The organism is Halomonas sp. ISL-56 (assembly GCF_018612805.1).
Classification (GTDB): Bacteria; Pseudomonadota; Gammaproteobacteria; order Pseudomonadales; family Halomonadaceae; genus Vreelandella.
In genome coordinates this window covers 1-19,101 of the sequence record NZ_JAGGRO010000033.1, presented here as the reverse complement: position 1 = coordinate 19,101, position 19,101 = coordinate 1, and the positions used below count along the sequence as shown (strand labels likewise).

At 53.1% G+C, this 19,101-nt stretch carries 16 protein-coding genes; 13 read left to right on the top strand and 3 right to left on the bottom strand.

The window, feature by feature from the left end; translation table 11 throughout:
- Nucleotides 1-3 precede the first annotated feature (3 nt).
- The 3 genes from J7J49_RS22070 to J7J49_RS22060 form a co-directional block, all read right to left on the bottom strand.
- Nucleotides 4-1,611 (bottom strand): carboxyl transferase domain-containing protein, encoded by a 1,608-nt coding sequence (locus J7J49_RS22070; protein WP_215095714.1) that lies wholly within the window; start codon nt 1,609-1,611, stop codon nt 4-6.
- Between the two features lie 11 nt (nt 1,612-1,622).
- Nucleotides 1,623-2,792, bottom strand: coding sequence for an isovaleryl-CoA dehydrogenase (locus J7J49_RS22065; protein WP_215095713.1), 1,170 nt, complete (start codon nt 2,790-2,792; stop codon nt 1,623-1,625).
- Nucleotides 2,793-2,888: 96 nt separating this feature from the next.
- Nucleotides 2,889-3,368 (bottom strand): MerR family transcriptional regulator, encoded by a 480-nt coding sequence (locus J7J49_RS22060; protein ID WP_215095711.1) that lies wholly within the window; start codon nt 3,366-3,368, stop codon nt 2,889-2,891.
- 349 nt (nt 3,369-3,717) lie between these two features.
- Here J7J49_RS22060 and J7J49_RS22055 point away from each other — a divergent pair, with 349 nt between their 5' ends.
- The 13 genes from J7J49_RS22055 to J7J49_RS21995 form a co-directional block, all read left to right on the top strand.
- Nucleotides 3,718-4,524 (top strand): ABC transporter ATP-binding protein, encoded by an 807-nt coding sequence (locus tag J7J49_RS22055; RefSeq protein ID WP_064233115.1) that lies wholly within the window; start codon nt 3,718-3,720, stop codon nt 4,522-4,524.
- Nucleotides 4,521-5,264: an ABC transporter ATP-binding protein gene (locus tag J7J49_RS22050; RefSeq protein WP_064233114.1), complete on the top strand. Its 744-nt coding sequence runs from the start codon at nt 4,521-4,523 to the stop codon at nt 5,262-5,264. Before J7J49_RS22055 ends, J7J49_RS22050 begins: the two co-directional genes overlap by 4 nt.
- Nucleotides 5,265-5,439: 175 nt before the next feature.
- Entirely contained in the window at nt 5,440-6,663 is a 1,224-nt protein-coding gene (locus J7J49_RS22045; RefSeq protein WP_215095709.1) for an ABC transporter substrate-binding protein, read from the top strand.
- A gap of 101 nt (nt 6,664-6,764) precedes the next feature.
- Entirely contained in the window at nt 6,765-7,652 is an 888-nt protein-coding gene (locus J7J49_RS22040; RefSeq protein ID WP_064233112.1) for a branched-chain amino acid ABC transporter permease, read from the top strand.
- Nucleotides 7,653-7,654: 2 nt separating this feature from the next.
- Nucleotides 7,655-8,647, top strand: a complete 993-nt coding sequence (locus tag J7J49_RS22035) for a branched-chain amino acid ABC transporter permease (protein WP_064233111.1) — start codon at nt 7,655-7,657, stop codon at nt 8,645-8,647.
- A 211-nt stretch (nt 8,648-8,858) separates the two neighbouring features.
- Nucleotides 8,859-10,013 (top strand): acyl-CoA dehydrogenase family protein, encoded by a 1,155-nt coding sequence (locus tag J7J49_RS22030; protein ID WP_215095707.1) that lies wholly within the window; start codon nt 8,859-8,861, stop codon nt 10,011-10,013.
- Nucleotides 10,014-10,030: 17 nt separating this feature from the next.
- The gene (locus J7J49_RS22025; RefSeq protein ID WP_215095705.1) at nt 10,031-11,146 is read left to right on the top strand and encodes an enoyl-CoA hydratase/isomerase family protein; all 1,116 of its coding nucleotides are present in this window, start codon (nt 10,031-10,033) and stop codon (nt 11,144-11,146) included.
- 26 nt (nt 11,147-11,172) lie between these two features.
- Nucleotides 11,173-12,114, top strand: coding sequence for a 3-hydroxyisobutyrate dehydrogenase (gene mmsB / locus J7J49_RS22020; protein WP_215095704.1), 942 nt, complete (start codon nt 11,173-11,175; stop codon nt 12,112-12,114).
- Nucleotides 12,115-12,341: 227 nt separating this feature from the next.
- The gene (locus J7J49_RS22015; protein ID WP_215095702.1) at nt 12,342-12,968 is read left to right on the top strand and encodes a glutathione S-transferase family protein; all 627 of its coding nucleotides are present in this window, start codon (nt 12,342-12,344) and stop codon (nt 12,966-12,968) included.
- A gap of 425 nt (nt 12,969-13,393) precedes the next feature.
- Nucleotides 13,394-14,311, top strand: coding sequence for a hypothetical protein (locus J7J49_RS22010; protein ID WP_215095700.1), 918 nt, complete (start codon nt 13,394-13,396; stop codon nt 14,309-14,311).
- Between the two features lie 38 nt (nt 14,312-14,349).
- Complete coding sequence (locus J7J49_RS22005) at nt 14,350-15,885, top strand: methyltransferase regulatory domain-containing protein (protein ID WP_215095698.1); 1,536 nt, start codon at nt 14,350-14,352, stop codon at nt 15,883-15,885.
- A gap of 239 nt (nt 15,886-16,124) precedes the next feature.
- Nucleotides 16,125-16,976, top strand: a complete 852-nt coding sequence (locus tag J7J49_RS22000) for a sulfotransferase (protein WP_215095696.1) — start codon at nt 16,125-16,127, stop codon at nt 16,974-16,976.
- A partial coding sequence (locus J7J49_RS21995) for a DUF4347 domain-containing protein (protein ID WP_215095694.1) occupies nt 16,963-19,101 on the top strand: 2,139 nt, incomplete at its 3' end. The genes J7J49_RS22000 and J7J49_RS21995, both read left to right, overlap by 14 nt.

Genomic DNA, 19,101 nt, shown 5'->3' with positions numbered 1-19,101 from the left:
CCCTTACATCCGGAACACGCCGAAGCGTGTCTCTTCGACGTCTGCATTCATCGCGGCAGCTAGAGAGAGCCCCAGCACATCGCGGGTTTGCAGCGGATCAATCACGCCGTCGTCCCATAAGCGGGCGCTGGCGTAGTAGGGGTGACCCTGGTGCTCATACTGCTCGCGGGTGGGCTGCTTGAAGGCTTCTTCGTCCTCTTTGCTCCACTCGCGGCCTTCGCGCTCATGTTGCTCACGCTTCACCTGGGCCAGTACGCCCGCTGCCTGCTCACCACCCATCACGGAAATACGCGCGTTGGGCCACATAAACAGCAGGTTGGGGTCATAGGCGCGTCCACACATACCGTAGTTGCCAGCGCCGAAGCTGCCTCCAATCAGGACGGTGTACTTAGGTACCTTGGCACAAGCAACGGCAGTGACCAGCTTGGCGCCGTGCTTGGCAATGCCTTCGTGCTCGTACTTGGAGCCAACCATAAAACCGGTAATGTTCTGCAGAAAGATCAGCGGAATCTTGCGCTGGGCGCAGAGCTCGATAAAGTGCGCGCCTTTCACGGCACTTTCGGAAAACAGCACGCCATTGTTGGCCACAATGCCTACCGGGTAGCCATGAATATGCGCAAAGCCGGTGACCAGGGTGTCGCCGTAGTAGCGCTTGAATTCATCGAAGTCGGAGTCGTCGACAATACGACCAATCACTTCGCGCACGTCGTATGGCTTTTTCAGGTCGGTGCCGACGATGCCATATAGCTCAGCTGGGTCGAGCTTGGGCGGCTTGGGTGCCTGCATGGCTAGCTTGCCTCGCTTTTGCCAGTTCAGTCGCGAGACACAGGCGCGGGCCAGCTGCAGTGCATGGGCGTCGTTTTCCGCGTAGTGGTCGGCCACGCCGCTGACTTTGGCATGCACGTCGGCGCCGCCCAGGTCTTCAGCGCTGATACTTTCGCCGGTGGCGGCTTTCACCAAGGGAGGGCCCCCGAGGAAAATCGTGCCCTGCTCCTTAACAATGATCGACTCATCCGCCATGGCTGGCACATAAGCGCCGCCCGCGGTGCAGGAACCCATCACCACGGCAATTTGTGGAATGCCCTCGGCGGACATGGTCGCCTGGTTATAGAAGATGCGCCCGAAGTGGTCGCGATCGGGGAATACTTCATCTTGGCGGGGCAAGAAGGCACCGCCGGAGTCGACGAGATAGATGCACGGCAGGCGATGTTTACGGGCGATCTCTTGAGCACGAATGTGCTTTTTCACCGAGAGCGGGAAGTAGGTGCCGCCTTTTACTGTGGCGTCGTTAGCCACAATCACACACTCAACGCCGGACACCCGGCCAATGCCGGTGACTACGCCCGCCGCGGGTATCTCGCTGTCATAGATGTTGTGGGCCGCGAGGGCGGAGAACTCTAAAAACGGAGAGCCTTCATCGATCAGGTGATCAATGCGGTCGCGCACAAACAGTTTGCCGCGGCTTTCGTGACGCTCCCGGGCTTTGGGGCCGCCGCCTTGGGCGACGGCGGCGGTTAGCTCACGCAGTTTATTGACTTCACCCAGCATGGACGCTTCATTGGCTTGAAACACATCGCTGCGCGGATTGATCTGACTATTCACGGTGCTCATGGCGCGGCCTTTTATTTGGTTTCAGTGAACAGTTCGCGACCAATCAGCATCCGCCGGATCTCGCTGGTTCCCGCGCCAATTTCATACAGTTTGGCGTCACGCAGCAGGCGACCAGTGGGGTATTCGTTGATATAGCCGTTGCCACCCAGCAACTGAATGGAGTCCAGCGCCACTTGGGTGGCTTTTTCCGCACAGTAAAGAATCACGCCCGCGGCGTCTTTACGGGAAGTTTGGCCGCGATCGCAGGCACCCGCCACGGCATAAAGATAGGCGCGACAGGCATTGAGAGTGGTGTACATATCGGCCACCTTTCCCTGCACTAGCTGGAACTCACCAATCGACTGGTTGAACTGCTTGCGTTCATGGATATAGGGCATCACCACGTCCATGGCGGCCTGCATAATGCCGATAGGGCCCGCGGCCAGCACGGTGCGCTCGTAATCCAGGCCACTCATCAGCACGCGAACGCCTTTGCCTTCGCCGCCTAATATATTCTCAGCGGGGACGGCGCAGTCCTGAAACACCAGCTCGCAGGTGTTGGAGCCCCGCATACCCAGCTTGTCGAGCTTCTGGGCGGTGGAGAAACCGGGCATGCCTTTTTCGATAATAAAGGCAGTGATGCCCTTAGAACCGGCGTCGGGGTCGGTCTTGGCGTAGACCACCAGCACATCCGCGTCGGGGCCGTTGGTGATCCACATTTTATTGCCGTTAAGAATGTAGTGGTCACCGTCTCGCTTAGCACGAAGTTGCATGGAGACTACATCAGACCCGGCACCGGGTTCCGACATCGCCAAAGCACCCACATGGTCGCCGCTAATTAGCTTGGGCAGGTACTTGGTTTTCTGCTCAGGCGTGGCGTTGATCTTGAGCTGGTTGACGCACAGGTTGGAGTGGGCACCGTAAGAGAGCGCCACCGACGCGCTGGCCCGGGAAATCTCTTCCATGGCAATGCAATGGGCAAGATAGCCCATGCCGCTGCCACCATCTTCTTCGGAGACGGTAATCCCCAGCAGCCCCATATCGCCAAACTTCTTCCACAAATCGTTGGGGAACTCATTGTTGCGGTCGATTTCAGCAGCGCGGGGGGCAATCTCGCTGGCGGCAAAGGCGTTGACCTGCTCACGCAGCATGTTCAGTTCATCATCGAGGCCGAAGTTCAGTTCTGAGTAGTGTGAAAACATGGTCAATTACCTATCGCTAATTATTTATATGGGCTATTTATGCTGGCTAACTGTATTGGCGAGTCGAGCTGGCGTTATGGATGACTGGGCGCCGAGTCAGTGCATGGTGGCGGAAGAGGAGGTCGCATTTTTTTCGGAAGAGCCATCAGAAGTACCCGAGCGCTCCTCTTCGTATTGTTTTTCGTGTGGCCCTTTTTCATTTAGCTCTTCTAATGCTTGTCGGCAGCGAATTTCGGCGCTCTCCAGCTCTAGTTGCACCATCGTGATGTCTTTCATCTGCTGGTCAAGTGCTGCACGACGCTCAGCTATTTTGCTCAGCATTAAATGCAGTTGTTTTTTACTGCCGCTGCGGGTTTCGTCCCATAACTCGAATAGTTCACGAATCTCAGCCAGAGAAAAACCCAGTCGCTTGCCACGAATCGTCAGCTTGAGACGCACCCTGTCCTTGCTGCTGTAGACCCGGGTCTGCCCGCGACGAGTGGGATGAAGCAACTCCTGGTCTTCGTAAAAACGTATGCTGCGGGTGGTCAAGTCAAACTCGCTGGCCAGTTCGCTAATCGAGTAGGTTCTGCTCATGGCGACGTTCTCTCAAAAGGCATGTTGTTAACAATCATTCCTAAGGATCATTCCTAAGATATACCTTCTATGGAACACTGCTACTGAGGCTAAAACAAGTTTACGTTAACGTAAAGCAATTATTGTCAGCAGTTTAAAAGCGTTGAATATATTTAAGTAATTGATATTTATGCTTTTAAGTTGTTTATTTAGGTAAAGAAATCTCCTCGATAGACCAAAGTTGTAATTGTATTGCCATAGCGAGAGTTGCTAGTTTGCACATACACCTTACGTTCAGGTAAGGCAGCGTCAGTCGCTATTGCTTACCTGTAAAGATTTCGCACAACAACAATAAGAGGCTTGCCACTCTATGAGTGCAAACGATGTCCTTCAGGGACCTGTCCTCGAAACCCGAGGGCTAACCAAAGAGTTCCGCGGGTTTACCGCTGTGGACGACGTCAATCTTCAGGTGCAGGAAGGACATATACACGCGTTGATAGGGCCCAATGGCGCGGGTAAAACCACCGTATTTAATTTGTTGACCAAATTTCTGCCGCCTACCCGGGGCGATATTTTGTATCGTGGCAAGTCGATCACGGGTAAGAAGTCCAATGAAATTGCTCAGTTAGGCTTGGTGCGTTCTTTTCAGATTTCTGCGGTATTTGCCCATATGACGGCACTGGAGAATGTTCGGGTGGCGTTACAACGCAAGCTGGGAACCTCGTTTCATTTCTGGAAATCCGAAAAATCCCTCGATCACCTCAATGAGCGCGCCCTTGAGCTGCTTGAAGAAGTTGGGCTACGTGAATACGCCGATACCTTAACGGTAGAGATGCCCTATGGGCGTAAAAGAGCCCTTGAGTTGGCCACTACGTTGGCGCTTGACCCTACCATGATGTTGCTGGATGAACCGACCCAAGGCATGGGCGCGGAAGATGTGGATCGTATCGTGGCGCTGATCAAGCGCGTGTCCCAAGGGCGCACGGTATTAATGGTAGAGCATAACTTGAGCGTGGTTAGCCGTCTGTGTGATCGCATTACCGTATTGGCACGAGGCGCTGTTTTGGCCGAGGGTGATTACCAGGCTGTCTCTCGTAACCCACTGGTACGTGAAGCCTATATGGGCAGCGACGCCGCGGAAGAGGATGGTTCTGAAAAAGAGGGAGCTGCCGTATGAATACCGCTGAAGCGCAGGCGCCTATCGATAATGTTCAAAGCCTGGAAATGTTGCGCGTTCAGGATCTGCACGCCTTTTATGGCGAGTCGCATATCCTGCACGGCGTTAATTTCGATGTGAAGCGCGGCGAGCTGGTGACGCTGTTAGGACGCAACGGCGCCGGGCGAAGCACCACGCTGAAATCGATTATGAATATGGTGGGGCGGCGCACTGGCTCGATTGTGATTAACGGCAATGAAACGTTGCATATGAAGCCTCACCATATTCCGCGTTTAGGGATTGGTTACTGCCCAGAAGAGCGCGGCATTTTTGCCAGTTTGGATGTCCACGAAAATCTTCTGTTGCCGCCAACAGTTCGCTCAGGTGGGATGAGCCTCGATGAAATCTATGCCATGTTTCCTAATCTGTATGAGCGGCGTAGAAGCCAGGGCACGCGGCTTTCCGGTGGCGAACAGCAGATGCTGGCCATGGCGCGCATTCTGCGCACCGGGGCACGCATGCTGCTGCTGGATGAAATAACCGAAGGCCTGGCGCCAGTGATCGTGCAGAAGCTGGCCGAAGTGCTGGTTCAGCTTAAAGAGCGCGGTATGACCATTGTGCTGGTGGAGCAGAATTTCCGCTTTGCGGCGCCGCTGGCAGATCGCCACTTCGTGATGGATCACGGCCAGATTGTCGAAGAAATCAGCGCCGCGCAGTTGCCATCGCGGCGGGAACATCTCAACTCAATGCTGGGGGTATAACGCACTGACTACCTTCGACTCGCTCCTTGTTTAAACGCTTTTAATACCAGCATGACTCTGTTCACAAAATAACAATATGACCACTTAACACTGCAATTCGCACCTCGTAACACAACAGCTCAACAACGATACAACAGCTGCACAACAACAAGGCCCCCAGGGCCAGGAGACGAACATGACCTTTATGAAAAAAACGCTGGCTGCCAGCATCGCCGTCGCGGCAGCTTCAAGCCTCGCTGTGTCCACCGCCCAGGCGGATATGAGCGATGGCGAAGTGCGCATTGGCTACTTGGCCGATATGTCCGGTACCTATCGGGATCTAGCCGGCCCAGGCGGTTTGACTGCCATGGAAATGGCGGTGGCCGATTTTGGCGGTAGCGTCAACGGTGCGTCCATTGTTATTTCCAGTGCTGACGATCGTAACAGCGCTGACGTAGGCGCGAACACGGTACGCGGTTGGATCGACCAGGATAACGTCGATATGGTCGGCGGCCTGGTGGCGTCTTCTGTGTCCATTGCCGTTACCAAAGTGCTGGAAGAGAACAACGGTCTGGGCATCGTCTCCGGCTCTGCGGCGTCTAGCATTACCAACGAGCACTGCACCCCTAACCATATTCACTGGGTATACGACACCTACCCACTGGCTAATGGTACTGCCAAGGCCGTTGTAGAGCAGGGCGGTGATACGTGGTTTATGTTGACCGCTGACTACGCCTTTGGCCATGCACTGGAGGGTGATGTAACCAAAGTTGTGGAAGAAAGCGGCGGTGAAATTGTCGGCGGCGTACGTCATCCGTTCCCCACTAACGACTTCTCCTCTTACATTCTCCAGGCGCAAGGTTCCGGTGCGAAAATTATTGGTCTTGCCAACGCTGGCGCTGACACCGTCAATGCCATTACTACCGCCAGCCAGTTTGGTATTACCCAGTCTGGCCAGCAGCTAGCGGGCCTACTGATTTTCTTGAATGACGTACACGCACTCGGGTTAGAAGCCACCCAAGGGCTGTTGCTTACCACCGGCTGGTATTGGGATATGGATGAACAGTCCCGCGAGTGGGCGCAGCGCTACTTTGATGAAGTAGGCCGCATGCCGACTATGGTTCAAGCGGGCATTTACTCCAGCACTATGCACTACCTGAAAGCCGTTGAAGCGGCGGGCACTGACGACCCAGAAACTGTGCGCGCACAAATGGCCGAAATGCCGATTGAAGACTTCTTTGCCCGCAACGGCACTATTCGTGAAGACGGCCGCATGATTCACGACATGTACCTAGCTCAGGTAAAAACGCCCGAAGATTCCACCGGTGAGTGGGACCTTTACGAAATCCTCAGCACCATTCCCGCCGAAGAAGCCTACCGCCCGCTATCGGAAAGCCAGTGCAAATTGGTGCAAAACTAATCTCCAGGCTGAGCTTGGTTCAGATAGCAATCGCAAGTGATGTGTAGAACCGGTTGGCGGCAAGTTGCCGCCAACTGCTTGACGGCGAGGAGAGTCGCGTTATGACGATGATATTCGGCGTGCCAATGGCCGTGTTTATGGGGCAGCTAACGCTGGGCCTTGTGAATGGCGCCTTTTACGCACTGCTTAGCCTGGGCCTGGCGGTCATCTTCGGCCTGTTGAAGATCGTCAATTTTGCCCATGGGGCGCAATACATGCTGGGGGCCTTCGCCGCATTGTTAGGCTTTCGTTATTTAGGCATTAATTACTGGCTGGCGCTGCTGCTGGTTCCTTTAGTAGTGGGCGCTTTTGGTGTTCTGTTAGAGCGCTTTTTACTGCGCAGGATCGCTCATTTAGACCATCTTTACGGGCTGTTGCTGACCTTCGGTTTAGCGCTGATTTTTGAGGGCACGCTGGTCAATTTTTTCGGTGTTTCTGGTGCACGCTATGCCACGCCGGAAATTTTTCAGGGTGGTCTGAACCTGGGCTTTATGTTCCTGCCTACCTATCGCGCCTGGGTGCTGGTGGCAGCGCTGGCGATGTGCCTGTTCACCTGGTTCATGATCGAACGTACGCGGCTGGGGGCTTACCTGCGCGCGGGTACTGAAAACTCGCAGTTAATGCAGGCCTTTGGCGTTAATGTACCGTTGTTGATAACGCTAACGTACGGGTTTGGGGTTGCGCTCGCCGCATTTGCCGGGGTGCTGGCTGCGCCGCTCTATCCGGTATCGCCAACCATGGGGTCAAGCCTGTTGATCGTGGTGTTCGCTGTAGTGGTGATTGGCGGTATGGGCTCGATTCTAGGTGCCATTATCACCGGACTCTCAATGGGTATCATCGAAGGGCTGACCAAGGTGTACTACCCAGAAGCCGCTAATACGGTGATCTTTCTTGTCATGATCCTTGTGCTCATGTTTCGCCCCGTTGGGCTGTTCGGTAAGGAGGCATGAACATGGCAGAATCTCAACCAATGACGGCGCCATCCGCGGTACTTGAGCGTCAAAAGCGGGCTAAATTTCGCCGTAATATGTTCTATCTGGCGTTGATTGTGGTGGGCTTGGTCGCGCCGTTTTTAGCCTACCCCGTGTTCCTGATGAAAGTGCTCTGTTTTGCACTGTTCGCCTGCGCCTTCAATCTGCTGCTTGGCTATGCGGGTCTGCTGTCTTTTGGTCATGCAGCGTTCCTGGCGACAGGTGGGTACGTAACCGGCTACCTGTTGGCGAGCTACCCTGGATTAACCCCGGAGCTGGGTATTATCGCCGGGACTGTTCTGGCCACGCTGCTTGGGGTGGTGTTTGGGGTGCTCTCCATCAGGCGTCAGGGTATCTATTTTGCCATGGTGACTTTGGCGATCGCCCAGCTGGTGTACTTCATGTTTGTGCAGGCGCCGTTTACTGGCGGTGAGGATGGCTTGCACGGAGTCCCCCGTGGCGAACTGTTTGGGGTGATCAGCCTGAGCAGCAATCTGGCGATGTACTACTTTGTTTTCGCGATATTTATCGCTGGCTTCGCGCTGATTCAGCGCACGGTGCACTCGCCGTTTGGCCAGGTGCTTAAAGCGATTCGTGAAAACGAACCTCGAGCGGTCTCGCTGGGTTACAACACCGATGCCTATAAGCTCGTTGCGTTTGTTATCTCCGCCGGTTTGGCAGGCTTGGCAGGTTCAACGAAAACCGTGGTTTTCCAGCTGGCCTCGTTGACCGATGCGCACTGGCATATGTCCGGTGAGGTAATACTGATGACCTTGCTGGGCGGTGTGGGCACCTTGCTGGGCCCGTTAATGGGCGCAGGTATTGTGGTCAGCCTGCAGCATATTTTGGCGCAATCGCCGCTGGGCAACTGGGTCAGCGTGATTCTCGGCATCATTTTTGTGATCTGCGTGCTTAGCTTCCGTAGCGGCATCATCGGTGAGCTGGACAAGATGTATCGCAAAAACTTTAAGTAGACACTTTTAACAACAGCCTCTCTGTCCCTTATGCATTGATGCTTACCGTTGGGCGCCGTTTGGCGCCCTTTTTTTGATTTTTTATTAAAGGCCTACGGCTAAGGTCGCAAGCGTTGGCATGTTGCTTGTAGCCGGGTAAATAGATAAGTTAACGTAAACGTCAATTACAACGACAACACCCAGTGTGCAGGCACACTAGCGGAGATACGCCATGAATTTTGAGCTTAACGAAGACCAAGTCGCCTTTGCCGATATGGCGCGGGCGTTCGCCCAAAACGAGCTGGAGCCCCATGCCGCCGAATGGGATCAAACCTCGTTCTTTCCCGTTGATGTAATACGTAAAGCGGGCGAGCTGGGCTTTTGTTCCCTTTATGCCCCGGAAAGCGTGGGCGGGTTAGGGCTTTCACGGCTTGATGCCAGCATCATTTTCGAGCAGCTCTCCATGGGCTGCACGTCCACCACTGCGTATCTGACCATCCACAATATGGTCACCTGGATGCTGGCGGATTTCGGCACACCGGAAGCCGTAGAGCAATGGGGCGCAAGGCTGGCCACGGGCGAGTTGCTGGGCTCTTACTGTTTAACCGAGCCCAATTCAGGCTCTGACGCGGCATCGTTAAAAACGACAGCCAAGCGCGATGGTGATCACTACGTGCTGACCGGCAGCAAGATGTTTATTTCCGGCGCCGGTAGCACCGACTTTCTGGTGGTGATGGCGCGTACCGGTGGCGAAGGGGCTAGCGGCGTCTCGGCGTTTGCCGTGGATGCCAAGAGTGACGGCATCAGCTACGGGCGTAAAGAAGAGAAGATGGGCTGGAACAGCCAACCCACGCGCATGATCACCTTTGAAGACGTGCGGGTGCCCGCCAATCACCTGCTCGGCAATGAAGGCGACGGTTTCAAAATTGCCATGAAGGGCCTCGACGGTGGCCGGATCAATATTGCCACCTGCTCCATCGGTACCGCCCAGCAGGCGATCAACAAGGCGCGGGAATATATGCGGGAGCGCAAACAGTTCGGCAAGCACTTGGCCGAGTTTCAGGCGCTGCAGTTCCGCTTGGCCGATATGGTCACCGAGCTGGTCGCCGCGCGCCAGTTAGTGCGTATGGCGGCCACCAAGCTAGATGCAGGGCACGCCGATGCCCCGACCTACTGTGCCATGGCCAAGCGCTTTGCTACCGATGTGGGCTTTAAAGTGTGCGATGAAGCGCTGCAGCTATACGGTGGCAACGGCTATATCAAGGAGTACCCCATGGAGCGCTACGTGCGCGATACCCGTGTGCACCGAATTTTGGAGGGCACCAACGAAATTATGCGCCTGATTATCTCCCGCCGGGTGCTGGCCGACGGTGCCACCGAGCTGTAAGAGGAGAAGGAGAGCCAATGAGCAGCGTACTGTTTACTGAATACCCCACCGATGATGGCCATGTCATCGGCGAGATTAAACTTAATGCCGAGCGCTCGCTGAATGCGTTAACGCTTGAAATGATTGAACTGATGCTGCCGCGCTTAAAAGGGTGGGCCACCGACGAACGGGTCGTGGCGATACTGCTGGATAGCGCCGGTGAGAAAGCCTTTTGTGCCGGTGGCGATGTCGTAAACCTGTATAAAACCATTACTGGTGAGGGCGACCCCAGCTTTCCAGAGCGTTTTTTCGAAACCGAGTATCGGCTCGACTTTCTGCTGCACACCTATCCAAAGCCGGTGATCTGCTGGGGCAGTGGCATTGTCATGGGTGGCGGTATGGGGCTGTTAAGTGCCAGCACCCACCGCATAGTCACCGAGACCTCGCGCCTGGCCATGCCGGAGGTGACCATCGGCCTTTACCCCGATGTGGGCGCCAGCTGGTTTTTGAACCGGCTGGCCAACGGTGCGGGACGTTTTCTAGCCATGACCGGCTGTCAGATTAATGCGCTAGATGCCTTGCAGCTTGGCTTGGCCGACCGCTGTATCGCCAGCGACCAGCGCGACAGCCTGATGCAACAGCTAAGCAAAGCCGCCTGGGGTAAAGGCGAGCAGACCGACGCCCACGGTGTGGTCAATCGCGTGATGCGTGAGTTGGAGCAGGCCTCTCAGCCCGCCTTTGCCGACTTGGAAGCACCGATACATAAGCACGCTGCGCTGATTCGCGAGTTGATGGATCACGATAGCGTAGAGCAGATTGTAGCGGCCATTGCCGCGGTGGAAAGCGACGATAAATGGTTTAGCAAAGCGCAGAAAACCCTGGCCCAAGGCAGCCCGGTGTCTGTTAAATTGATTGATGAGCAGCTCAAGCGCGCTAAGCATATGTCGCTAGCGGAAGTGTTCCAATCAGAGATGGCGCTGTCGGTACAGTGCTGCCGTCACCGTGAATTCCCTGAAGGGGTTCGCGCGCTGCTAGTCGACAAAGACGGCCAACCGGCATGGACGTATCCCGATGTGGCCTCGGTAGAGGATAGCTTTATCAATGAGCTGCTATCTTGCCCCTGGTCGCAAAATCCTCTAGCGGATCTACGTTAGTACTATATTTCCAGAACTGGGTTTTCATGACTGGGTTCACACAACTTGCTGATAAGGATAATAAAATGAATACCATCGCATTTATCGGTCTGGGCAATATGGGTGGCCCCATGGCTGCCAATCTAGTAAAAGCAGGCTTTGAGGTTCGCGCCTTTGATCTTTCTCAAGCGGCGCAAGACACCGCCAAAGCCAATGGCTGTGAAGTGGCTTTTTCGGCTCAGGAAGCGGCCACCGATGCCGACTTTATCATTTCAATGTTGCCCGCAGGCAAGCATGTACGCGGGCTATACATTGAAGACGATGCGCCGCTATTTGATGTGATCAAGCGGGGTGCTCTGGTGATCGATTGTTCTACCATTGACGGCGATACCGCCCGTAGCGTTGCCGCTGACGGTGAGAAGCTGGGTATCGGCTTTGTGGATGCGCCGGTTTCCGGTGGGGTAGGCGGCGCTCAAGCGGCCACACTGACCTTTATTGTGGGTGGCAGCGTGGCCGAGTTCCGGCAGGCTAAGCCAGTGCTGGAAGCCATGGGTAAAAATATCTTCCACGCTGGCGACCATGGCGCGGGGCAAGTGGCTAAAGCATGCAACAACATGCTGCTGTCCATCTTGATGGCGGGCACCTGCGAAGCGATCAATATGGGCATCAAAAATGGCCTCGATCCCGCGGTGTTGTCTGAAATTATGAAACAGAGCTCCGGCGGTAACTGGGCGCTGAATGTTTACAACCCCTACCCAGGGGTAATGGAAAATGCACCAGCCTCCAAAAACTACCAAGGCGGTTTTCAGGTAGATTTAATGATCAAAGACCTAGGCCTTGCCATGGATATCAGCCAGCAAAGCGCCTCCGCAGTCCCCATGGGCTCCGCCGCCCGGTCACTGTTTACCCTGCATAAAGCCAAGGGCAACGGTAAGCTCGACTTCTCAAGCCTGATGAAGTTTTATCAGGATGAAAAAGGTGAATCGTGAGGTGTGAGGCGTAAATGGTGAGGCGGGAACCGTGAGGTGTGAATCGTAAGTGGTGAGGAGCGGTGTTTTGTAGCGCGTGGTAACGAGTAGCGAGCGCAGCGAGAAACGAGGCACCCGCGAGAGGGCGGCGAAGCCGCCCCAGCCCTGCCACAAAAGCCCCAACTTGCCACCCAACCCCATGCGAGGCAAACTCAGCTTTCTCCCTACTCGTAAACACAAGGATTGCCATGATCACGCTTTGGGGCCGCAACAACTCTACCAACGTCAAAAAAGTGCTGTGGGTGCTAGAAGAACTGGGACTGCCCTTTGAGCAGATTCAGGCGGGTCTTGAGCACGGGGTAAATAACACCCCGGAATACCTGGCCATGAACCCCAATGGCCTGGTGCCGCTACTCAAAGACGACGCCACCAACAGCGTGCTGTGGGAGTCCAACACGATCATCCGCTATCTGGCAGCGCAGTACGGCCAAAACAAGCTATGGATCGAAGCCCCCGCCGAACGGGCGCAGGCAGAAAAGTGGATGGACTGGGCAAACAACACCCTGTCACCCAAGCATCGCACTATCTTGATGGGGTATGTCAGAACCCCACCCGATAAGCGCGATCACGCCGCTCTTGAAGCGGGCATGCAGGCCTGCGAAGAGCTGTTTGAACTGCTGGATAACGTGCTGGCCAAGCAGGTGTATTTTTCAGGCAATCAATTTGGCCTGGGCGATATCGCCGTGGCGCCGTTTATCTACAACTTATGGCATATTGGCTTAACCTGGCAGCCGCGCAGCCACCTAGAGCGCTGGTATCAACAAATCGCGGAACGTCCCGCCTACCAAAAGGTGGTTGTGATTCCGGTTACTTAACTTAAAGAGGGCATTGGTGTAATGGCTCATGCTGTACGCCAAAAAGACATGCCTGATTTTTTGGTGCTCATTGGGTAAAGTTGCATTGATGGGTACAAAAGTAGGATGACAGAAAACGTTATTAAACCACCAGTAGAATATGTCAGCCTCGATTAGGAAGTAGAGGCTTTATATTGAAAAGCTAGCATGTCAATATTTGCTTGTTTTTACGGCGCAGACATGATTTGCCATCAGCCGCGGAAGCTGATTGCAGTTTAGTCACAAGCGTGTGGTTTTCTTTATGCCGATCCTTTATTCCAGGGATAACGACATAATAGTAACAGTAGCTTTGAATTTTGGCATGCCCCGCCTATAGCGACTAATAAGTAAGCAGATGTTGTTATATGCTCTTGGTTTTTTACTGCATGTTCCATGTGGGAGTGTTAATGCCGCTGTTACCGAATGAGCCGCGACTAGTTGATGCAGCGCTACAACAAGCGCTAACAGATCAGTTTCTGATGCCCTTAATTGGGTCGCTTACTGCACTGTTTGTTGGTATGCGCCAAGCGTTGGATACCGAGCTTTATCAACTAAGGCCGCTGAAGCAGGGCAAGCCTTACCCGCTGGGCCAGTGCTTAGAAATCTCCGAGGCTGTTTTTCAGCATTTGCGCGTACTTGAACCTCGCACGCTTGAACCTGATGCTGCTAGGGGGCTTAAGACTTTGATAAGTTTTGTGCGCCAGGGTGGTTCGGTACGCCAAGTTTGGGGCGATTTGCGCGGCGAATATTTTCAGAATGCGTTATTGGTGGGTACTCTTTACGTGGATGTGGCCAACGATACTGTAAACCCACATAAGCCACCGGTTGAAATACTCCCCTTCGCTGAGGCGCGATTCGTGCCTATTAGAGATTTCCATCATTTCTCAAGGGTGGCTGCGCGCTATTGGCAGGCACGTATTCACCCTAATCATCTTATTCCTTCACTGGCGCCTTACTTTCCGTTAATCAGCGTGACCGCTAGCGGCTTTGTCCAGTTTCAATCTGCTAGCAATTATATGCTTGCCCTCACGCAGGCAGGTGCCTTTTATCCTTCTGAAGCTGTATTGAGCGAGGGGGCGATGACAGAGAGCCTGTTTGGTTTTATGCATGATCGTCTCACTTCGCTTGCTGTAACGCTAGCTGCTGAACCTAAGACTGGGCAGGCTGCCGCGTTAGCAATGTGTGTTACCTATAGAGAACAGCTAATGGGGGACGATTCGCAGCGGCGCGATAAAGCAGTAAGAGACATGGTAAAGGTAAATGCTGAGTTAGCGCGTTTTAAAGTCGAGGTCAGTGGGGAATCTCCAGCCCATAATATCGCCTAATTTATAAGAATTGATGAATACTTCATTGGAGAATTGAGATGGCATCGATGGATGCAGGCTACGTCACCGATCAGGAATATACTCATGGCTATTACGCTGAACTGAACCCATTGCGCCTTCGTTTGGTGCTGCTCAATGCGGGGTGGATGCCGCCTGTTATTGAGCATGCCTGTGAACTGGGGTTTGGACAGGGGGTAAGCGTCAATCTGCATGCTGCTGCTTCATCGGTGGCCTGGCAGGGTACCGACTTCAATGCCGCCCACGTGGCGTATGCTCGTGAAACGGCAAAGGCGGGCGGGGTCAATATTCATCTCTCTGATGACGACTTCGCGACATTTTGCGCGCGGGATGATCTACCCATGTTCGATTACATCGCTTTGCATGGCATCTGGAGTTGGGTGGGGGACACCAACCGGCACACCATCGTTGACTTTATTCGCCGCCGCTTAAACCCCGGCGGAGCCATATATGTCAGTTACAACACGCTACCGGGTTGGGCTGCAATGTTGCCGGTGCGTGATTTGATTAGGGCGCATGCTGATGTGATGGGTTCGCCTGTAGGTAGTACATCCGAGCAGTTAGAAGCAGCGCTTGTCTTTGTTGAACGGTTGTGGCTAAGCGACCCCGCTTTTGCTCGTGCTCATCCTCAGCTTAAGCAGGCTTTGGTGCAGTTTAAATCACAGGATCGTCGTTATCTGGCCCATGAGCTATTGAACCGTGACTGGACACCAATGAGCGTTACTCAATTAGGCAACTGGTTGAACGAAGCGCGTCTTAGCTATGCCGGGTCGGCACAGCCCCTTGATGATATCGATGGGTTACAGCTTAGTTCTCCCCAGCAGGTGTTGCTAAAAGAGATTGGCAACCCATTGCTGCAGGCGGCTACCCGTGATGTCATGACTAACCAACGTTTTCGGCGTGATTATTGGTTAAAAGGTGCTCGCCGTCTCAACTCTCTGGAAGTAGCAGAAAAGCTACGTCTTGAACACGTGGTGCTGTTGCAGCCTGCTGATGAAGTAGCCCTTGAGGTGAGAGGCGCGCACGGCGTTGCTGCGTTGCAGCTACCCATTTACCAGCCGTTGCTGGAGGCGTTGAGCGACCAGCGTGTGCGAACCATAGGTGAGATGGAAGCAGATGTAGGAAAAGCAGGAGTGACATTTAAACAGCTACGTGAAGCATTGATGGTATTGATCGGTAAGGGCGTGGTCGTGCCAGCACAATCACCGCAAACATCTGCGCTTGTGCGTAACCAATGTGCACGGCTCAACGAGCACCTGTGCCGTCAGGCAATGCTTGGCGCTGAAATGGGTTATCTTGCAAGCCCTGTTACTGGCGGTGGGATAAGTGTTGGAGCAGTTGAACAGCGCTTCCTTGATGCTCGCCGTGCAGGCATGGTGCAGCCTGAGGAGTGGGCAGAGGCAGCATGGAATGTATTTAAGGCTCAAGGGCAGCTGCTAATACGTGATGGTAAACCGCTTTCCTCGGACGAAGAAAATCTGCAAGCTCTTTTGTATCAAGCGCGTAACTTCATGCATAAGCGCCTACCGTTGTTGGAAAGGTTACAAGTCGTATAGCCGTTCGGCCTTGAGCCATTGGGTTTATAATTAGTTCCATCATCTTTTTTGTTGACATTTTTAATCATTCCATATATTAAGTTTTAATTATCCCAATAATTAAAACAATGGCGGTTCGTGGAATGTCCCACCACTGAAAATGAGATGCCTCATGGCTAGTTTTGTCTCTTCGCCTTGACTTACTAGTTTATGCTTTTCTATAGCTTTTTTTCGCCCCCTAGTGGCGGCCAAGGTACCTTATGAGTTTTCACTTTATCACTGGCCTGCCACGGTCGGGTTCCACCTTGTTGGCTGCCTTGCTGCGCCAGAACCCACGTTTTCACGCGGATATGACCTCTGGTCTAGGTTCGTTAGTGAGCGGTGCGATGCAGATAATGAGTCCTGGTGGTGATGTAGGTTCTACGGTGAGTGAAAAACAGCGTAAGGATATTTTGCGAGGCTTGTTTGATAACTATTATCAGAGTCTCACTGACAGGCCAGTAGTGGTTGATACTAATCGTCAGTGGGCCTCACGAATGACTTTAATAAACCGGCTCTTTCCCGAAGCGCGGGTCATTGCCTGTGTGCGTGATCTGTCATGGGTGGTCGATAGCCTAGAGTTGCAGGTAAGAAACAACCCTTATCACTTTACCCGTCTGTTTGGGCCAAATAATCAGGGCACTGTGTTTGGTCGGGCGGAGGCATTAATGGGCCACGACGCTTTGATCGGCCGCGCTTATACCGGATTAAAAGAAGCTTTTTATGGCGAGCATTCCGCTTCCCTGCTGGTCATCGAATATGACCTGCTAGCGAAAGCGCCGCAAAAAATCATGCCGCTAGTTTACAAGTTTTTGGGTGAACCAGACTACGCACATGATTTTGAAAACGTTGAATACGATGCACCTGAGTATGATGAAGCGCTGGGGGTATCTGGCCTTCATAAAGTTCGGCCCAAAGTGGAATTTTTAAGCCGCCGCACGATCCTGCCCCCTGATCTTTTCAAACGATTTCAAGGTATGGAGTTTTGGCGGGATTTGAATGCCACCCAAGCAAATGTAATCACAACAAAACCTGCTAACTCTGAAGAGAACTCAACCGATGACCTCCGCTAATCAGTCATTACAAATTGCAGTTATTGATCGCTCTGTATCTGGTTACCACTCTTTGGTTGACATCGCTCAGGCACAAGGGCTTGAGGTAGTTCTGCTATCAGGCTTTGGTGACGGATTCATTGAGCTAGCGGGTGTGCTGGAAGGCCGAGCTGACGTCGACAGCCTGCACTTATTTTCACATGGCAGCGTTGGTCGTATTCAGCTTGGGCAGGCTTATTTAAGCGCTAGTAATCTGGATCAGTACAGTGCAGTGCTGGAGGCTATTGGCAAGAGTTTCTCGGATGGTGGTGACCTGTTGATCTATGGGTGTGAGGTAGCAGGTAATGATGCCGGTCTTCAGTTGATAGAAGAGCTCTCTTTAAGGCTGGATGCCGATGTAGCGGCATCGGACAATGTCACAGGAACTGCGGAGCTGAGTGGGGACTGGGTATTGGAGATTAGGCAGGGAAATATTGAAAGTACGCTAGAGCCTGACTCAGTGGCGTTAAAGGATTTCAGAAATTTATTGAGTTCTACTGTCACAGTAACATTTGATGCAGTAGATATTATCAATAAAGGTGGCTATGGTTCTGAAAACTCCGGAAAAGATGTAGAAATCAATGTTGGCGGCGAAACGCTGGTTATCGATGGAGATTCTTCGGGCGTTATGGCTTGGGATCCAGACTATAATGCCCCTTATGTTGTGTTTGGCGATAATAATTCCCCCTATACTGATGAGACTAAACTAACATTTTCATTCCTCAACAATACGGCTTTCTCTCCAGAGAGTTTTTATTTGTATCATTGGTCAGGCGAGAGTGAAGTTTTCACCATTACGTCTGACAAGGGTCATTCTATAACGACTGCAGCACTCCCCGTCTCGACGCCTCAAACCGTTGGTATAGGCTGGACGGACATCACGAAACTTTATATGACGTCTTCCAGTGGTGGGTTCAGAGGTAAGCTGGACAGTTTTGTTCTCTCAGTAGGCTCATCGAACAATGCCCCTGTGTTCATTAACTCCGGCCCCTTCTCTATTGCTGAAAACTCAGCCAATGGCACCGTGGTGGGGGATGTTAACGCGAATGACGGTGATGGTGGTGCCGAGGATGCTAATGTCATCTATAGCATCGTCAGCGGTAACCCAAACCTGGATTTAGACGGTAATTCGGCTTTTGCCATTGATGCCAATACCGGGGCTATTACCCTCAATGATACCGATGACATCGACTATGAAGTCGCAACCAGTCATACCCTGACGATTAGTGCGACTGATCAGAACAGCGCAACGACTAATCAGTCCGTAACCATTAACGTTACTGACGATGAAGGTGATAACCCGCCCATGCTTAATCCTGGCGATATGGCTGTTCTGGGCTGGAATGCCCTCAACGACACGATCACTTTCACCACGCTGGTCGATTTACCAGCGGGCACTGTCATTAAGTTCACGGACAAAGGTTGGGATCAGTCGACCAACGCTTTTACGACTTCTTCTACCGGTGATGGAGTTATTACATGGACAGTGGGCAGCCCTATTAATGCGGGAGGCGTATTCGAACTGTTTATGGGCGGTTCCGATGAAGTAACAACGTTGATCAATAAAACAGCGAATGTGGATTTAACTGCAGACATCGTTTCAAGTAGTTTCACTGTCACTGACCCCATGAACCTCGCTGGCGATAGCGTATTTATCTACCAAGGTGCCGACAGTAATCCCTTATTTATTTTTGGTATGAATAACTCTGGCGGTACCGTAGATAGTAGTAATTGGAATACGTCTATTGGCGCAACGTTGCGAGACTCCATGCTTCCCGATAGCACGGGTAGTCAGAATACGCTGACGAATGGCACGAATGCGATTGGCCTGCCGGGAGGCGCTTCACAGCTAGATAACGTGCAATACACTGGGCCAACGGGTATAGCCGATAAGGTCACGTGGTTGGTGCGAATTTCCGATGCTGCCAATTGGACAGGCGATAACACAGGAGCAATCTCAACTAGTGCTGGGAGCAGCGTTCAGATTGGAGTGCCCAACGAAGCCCCTGTATTTGCCACCTCAAGCAAAGCGAGTGTGGCTGAAAACACCACCGCAGTGACGACCCTGGTGGCCACCGATGCTGACGGCGATGCATTGACTTACAGC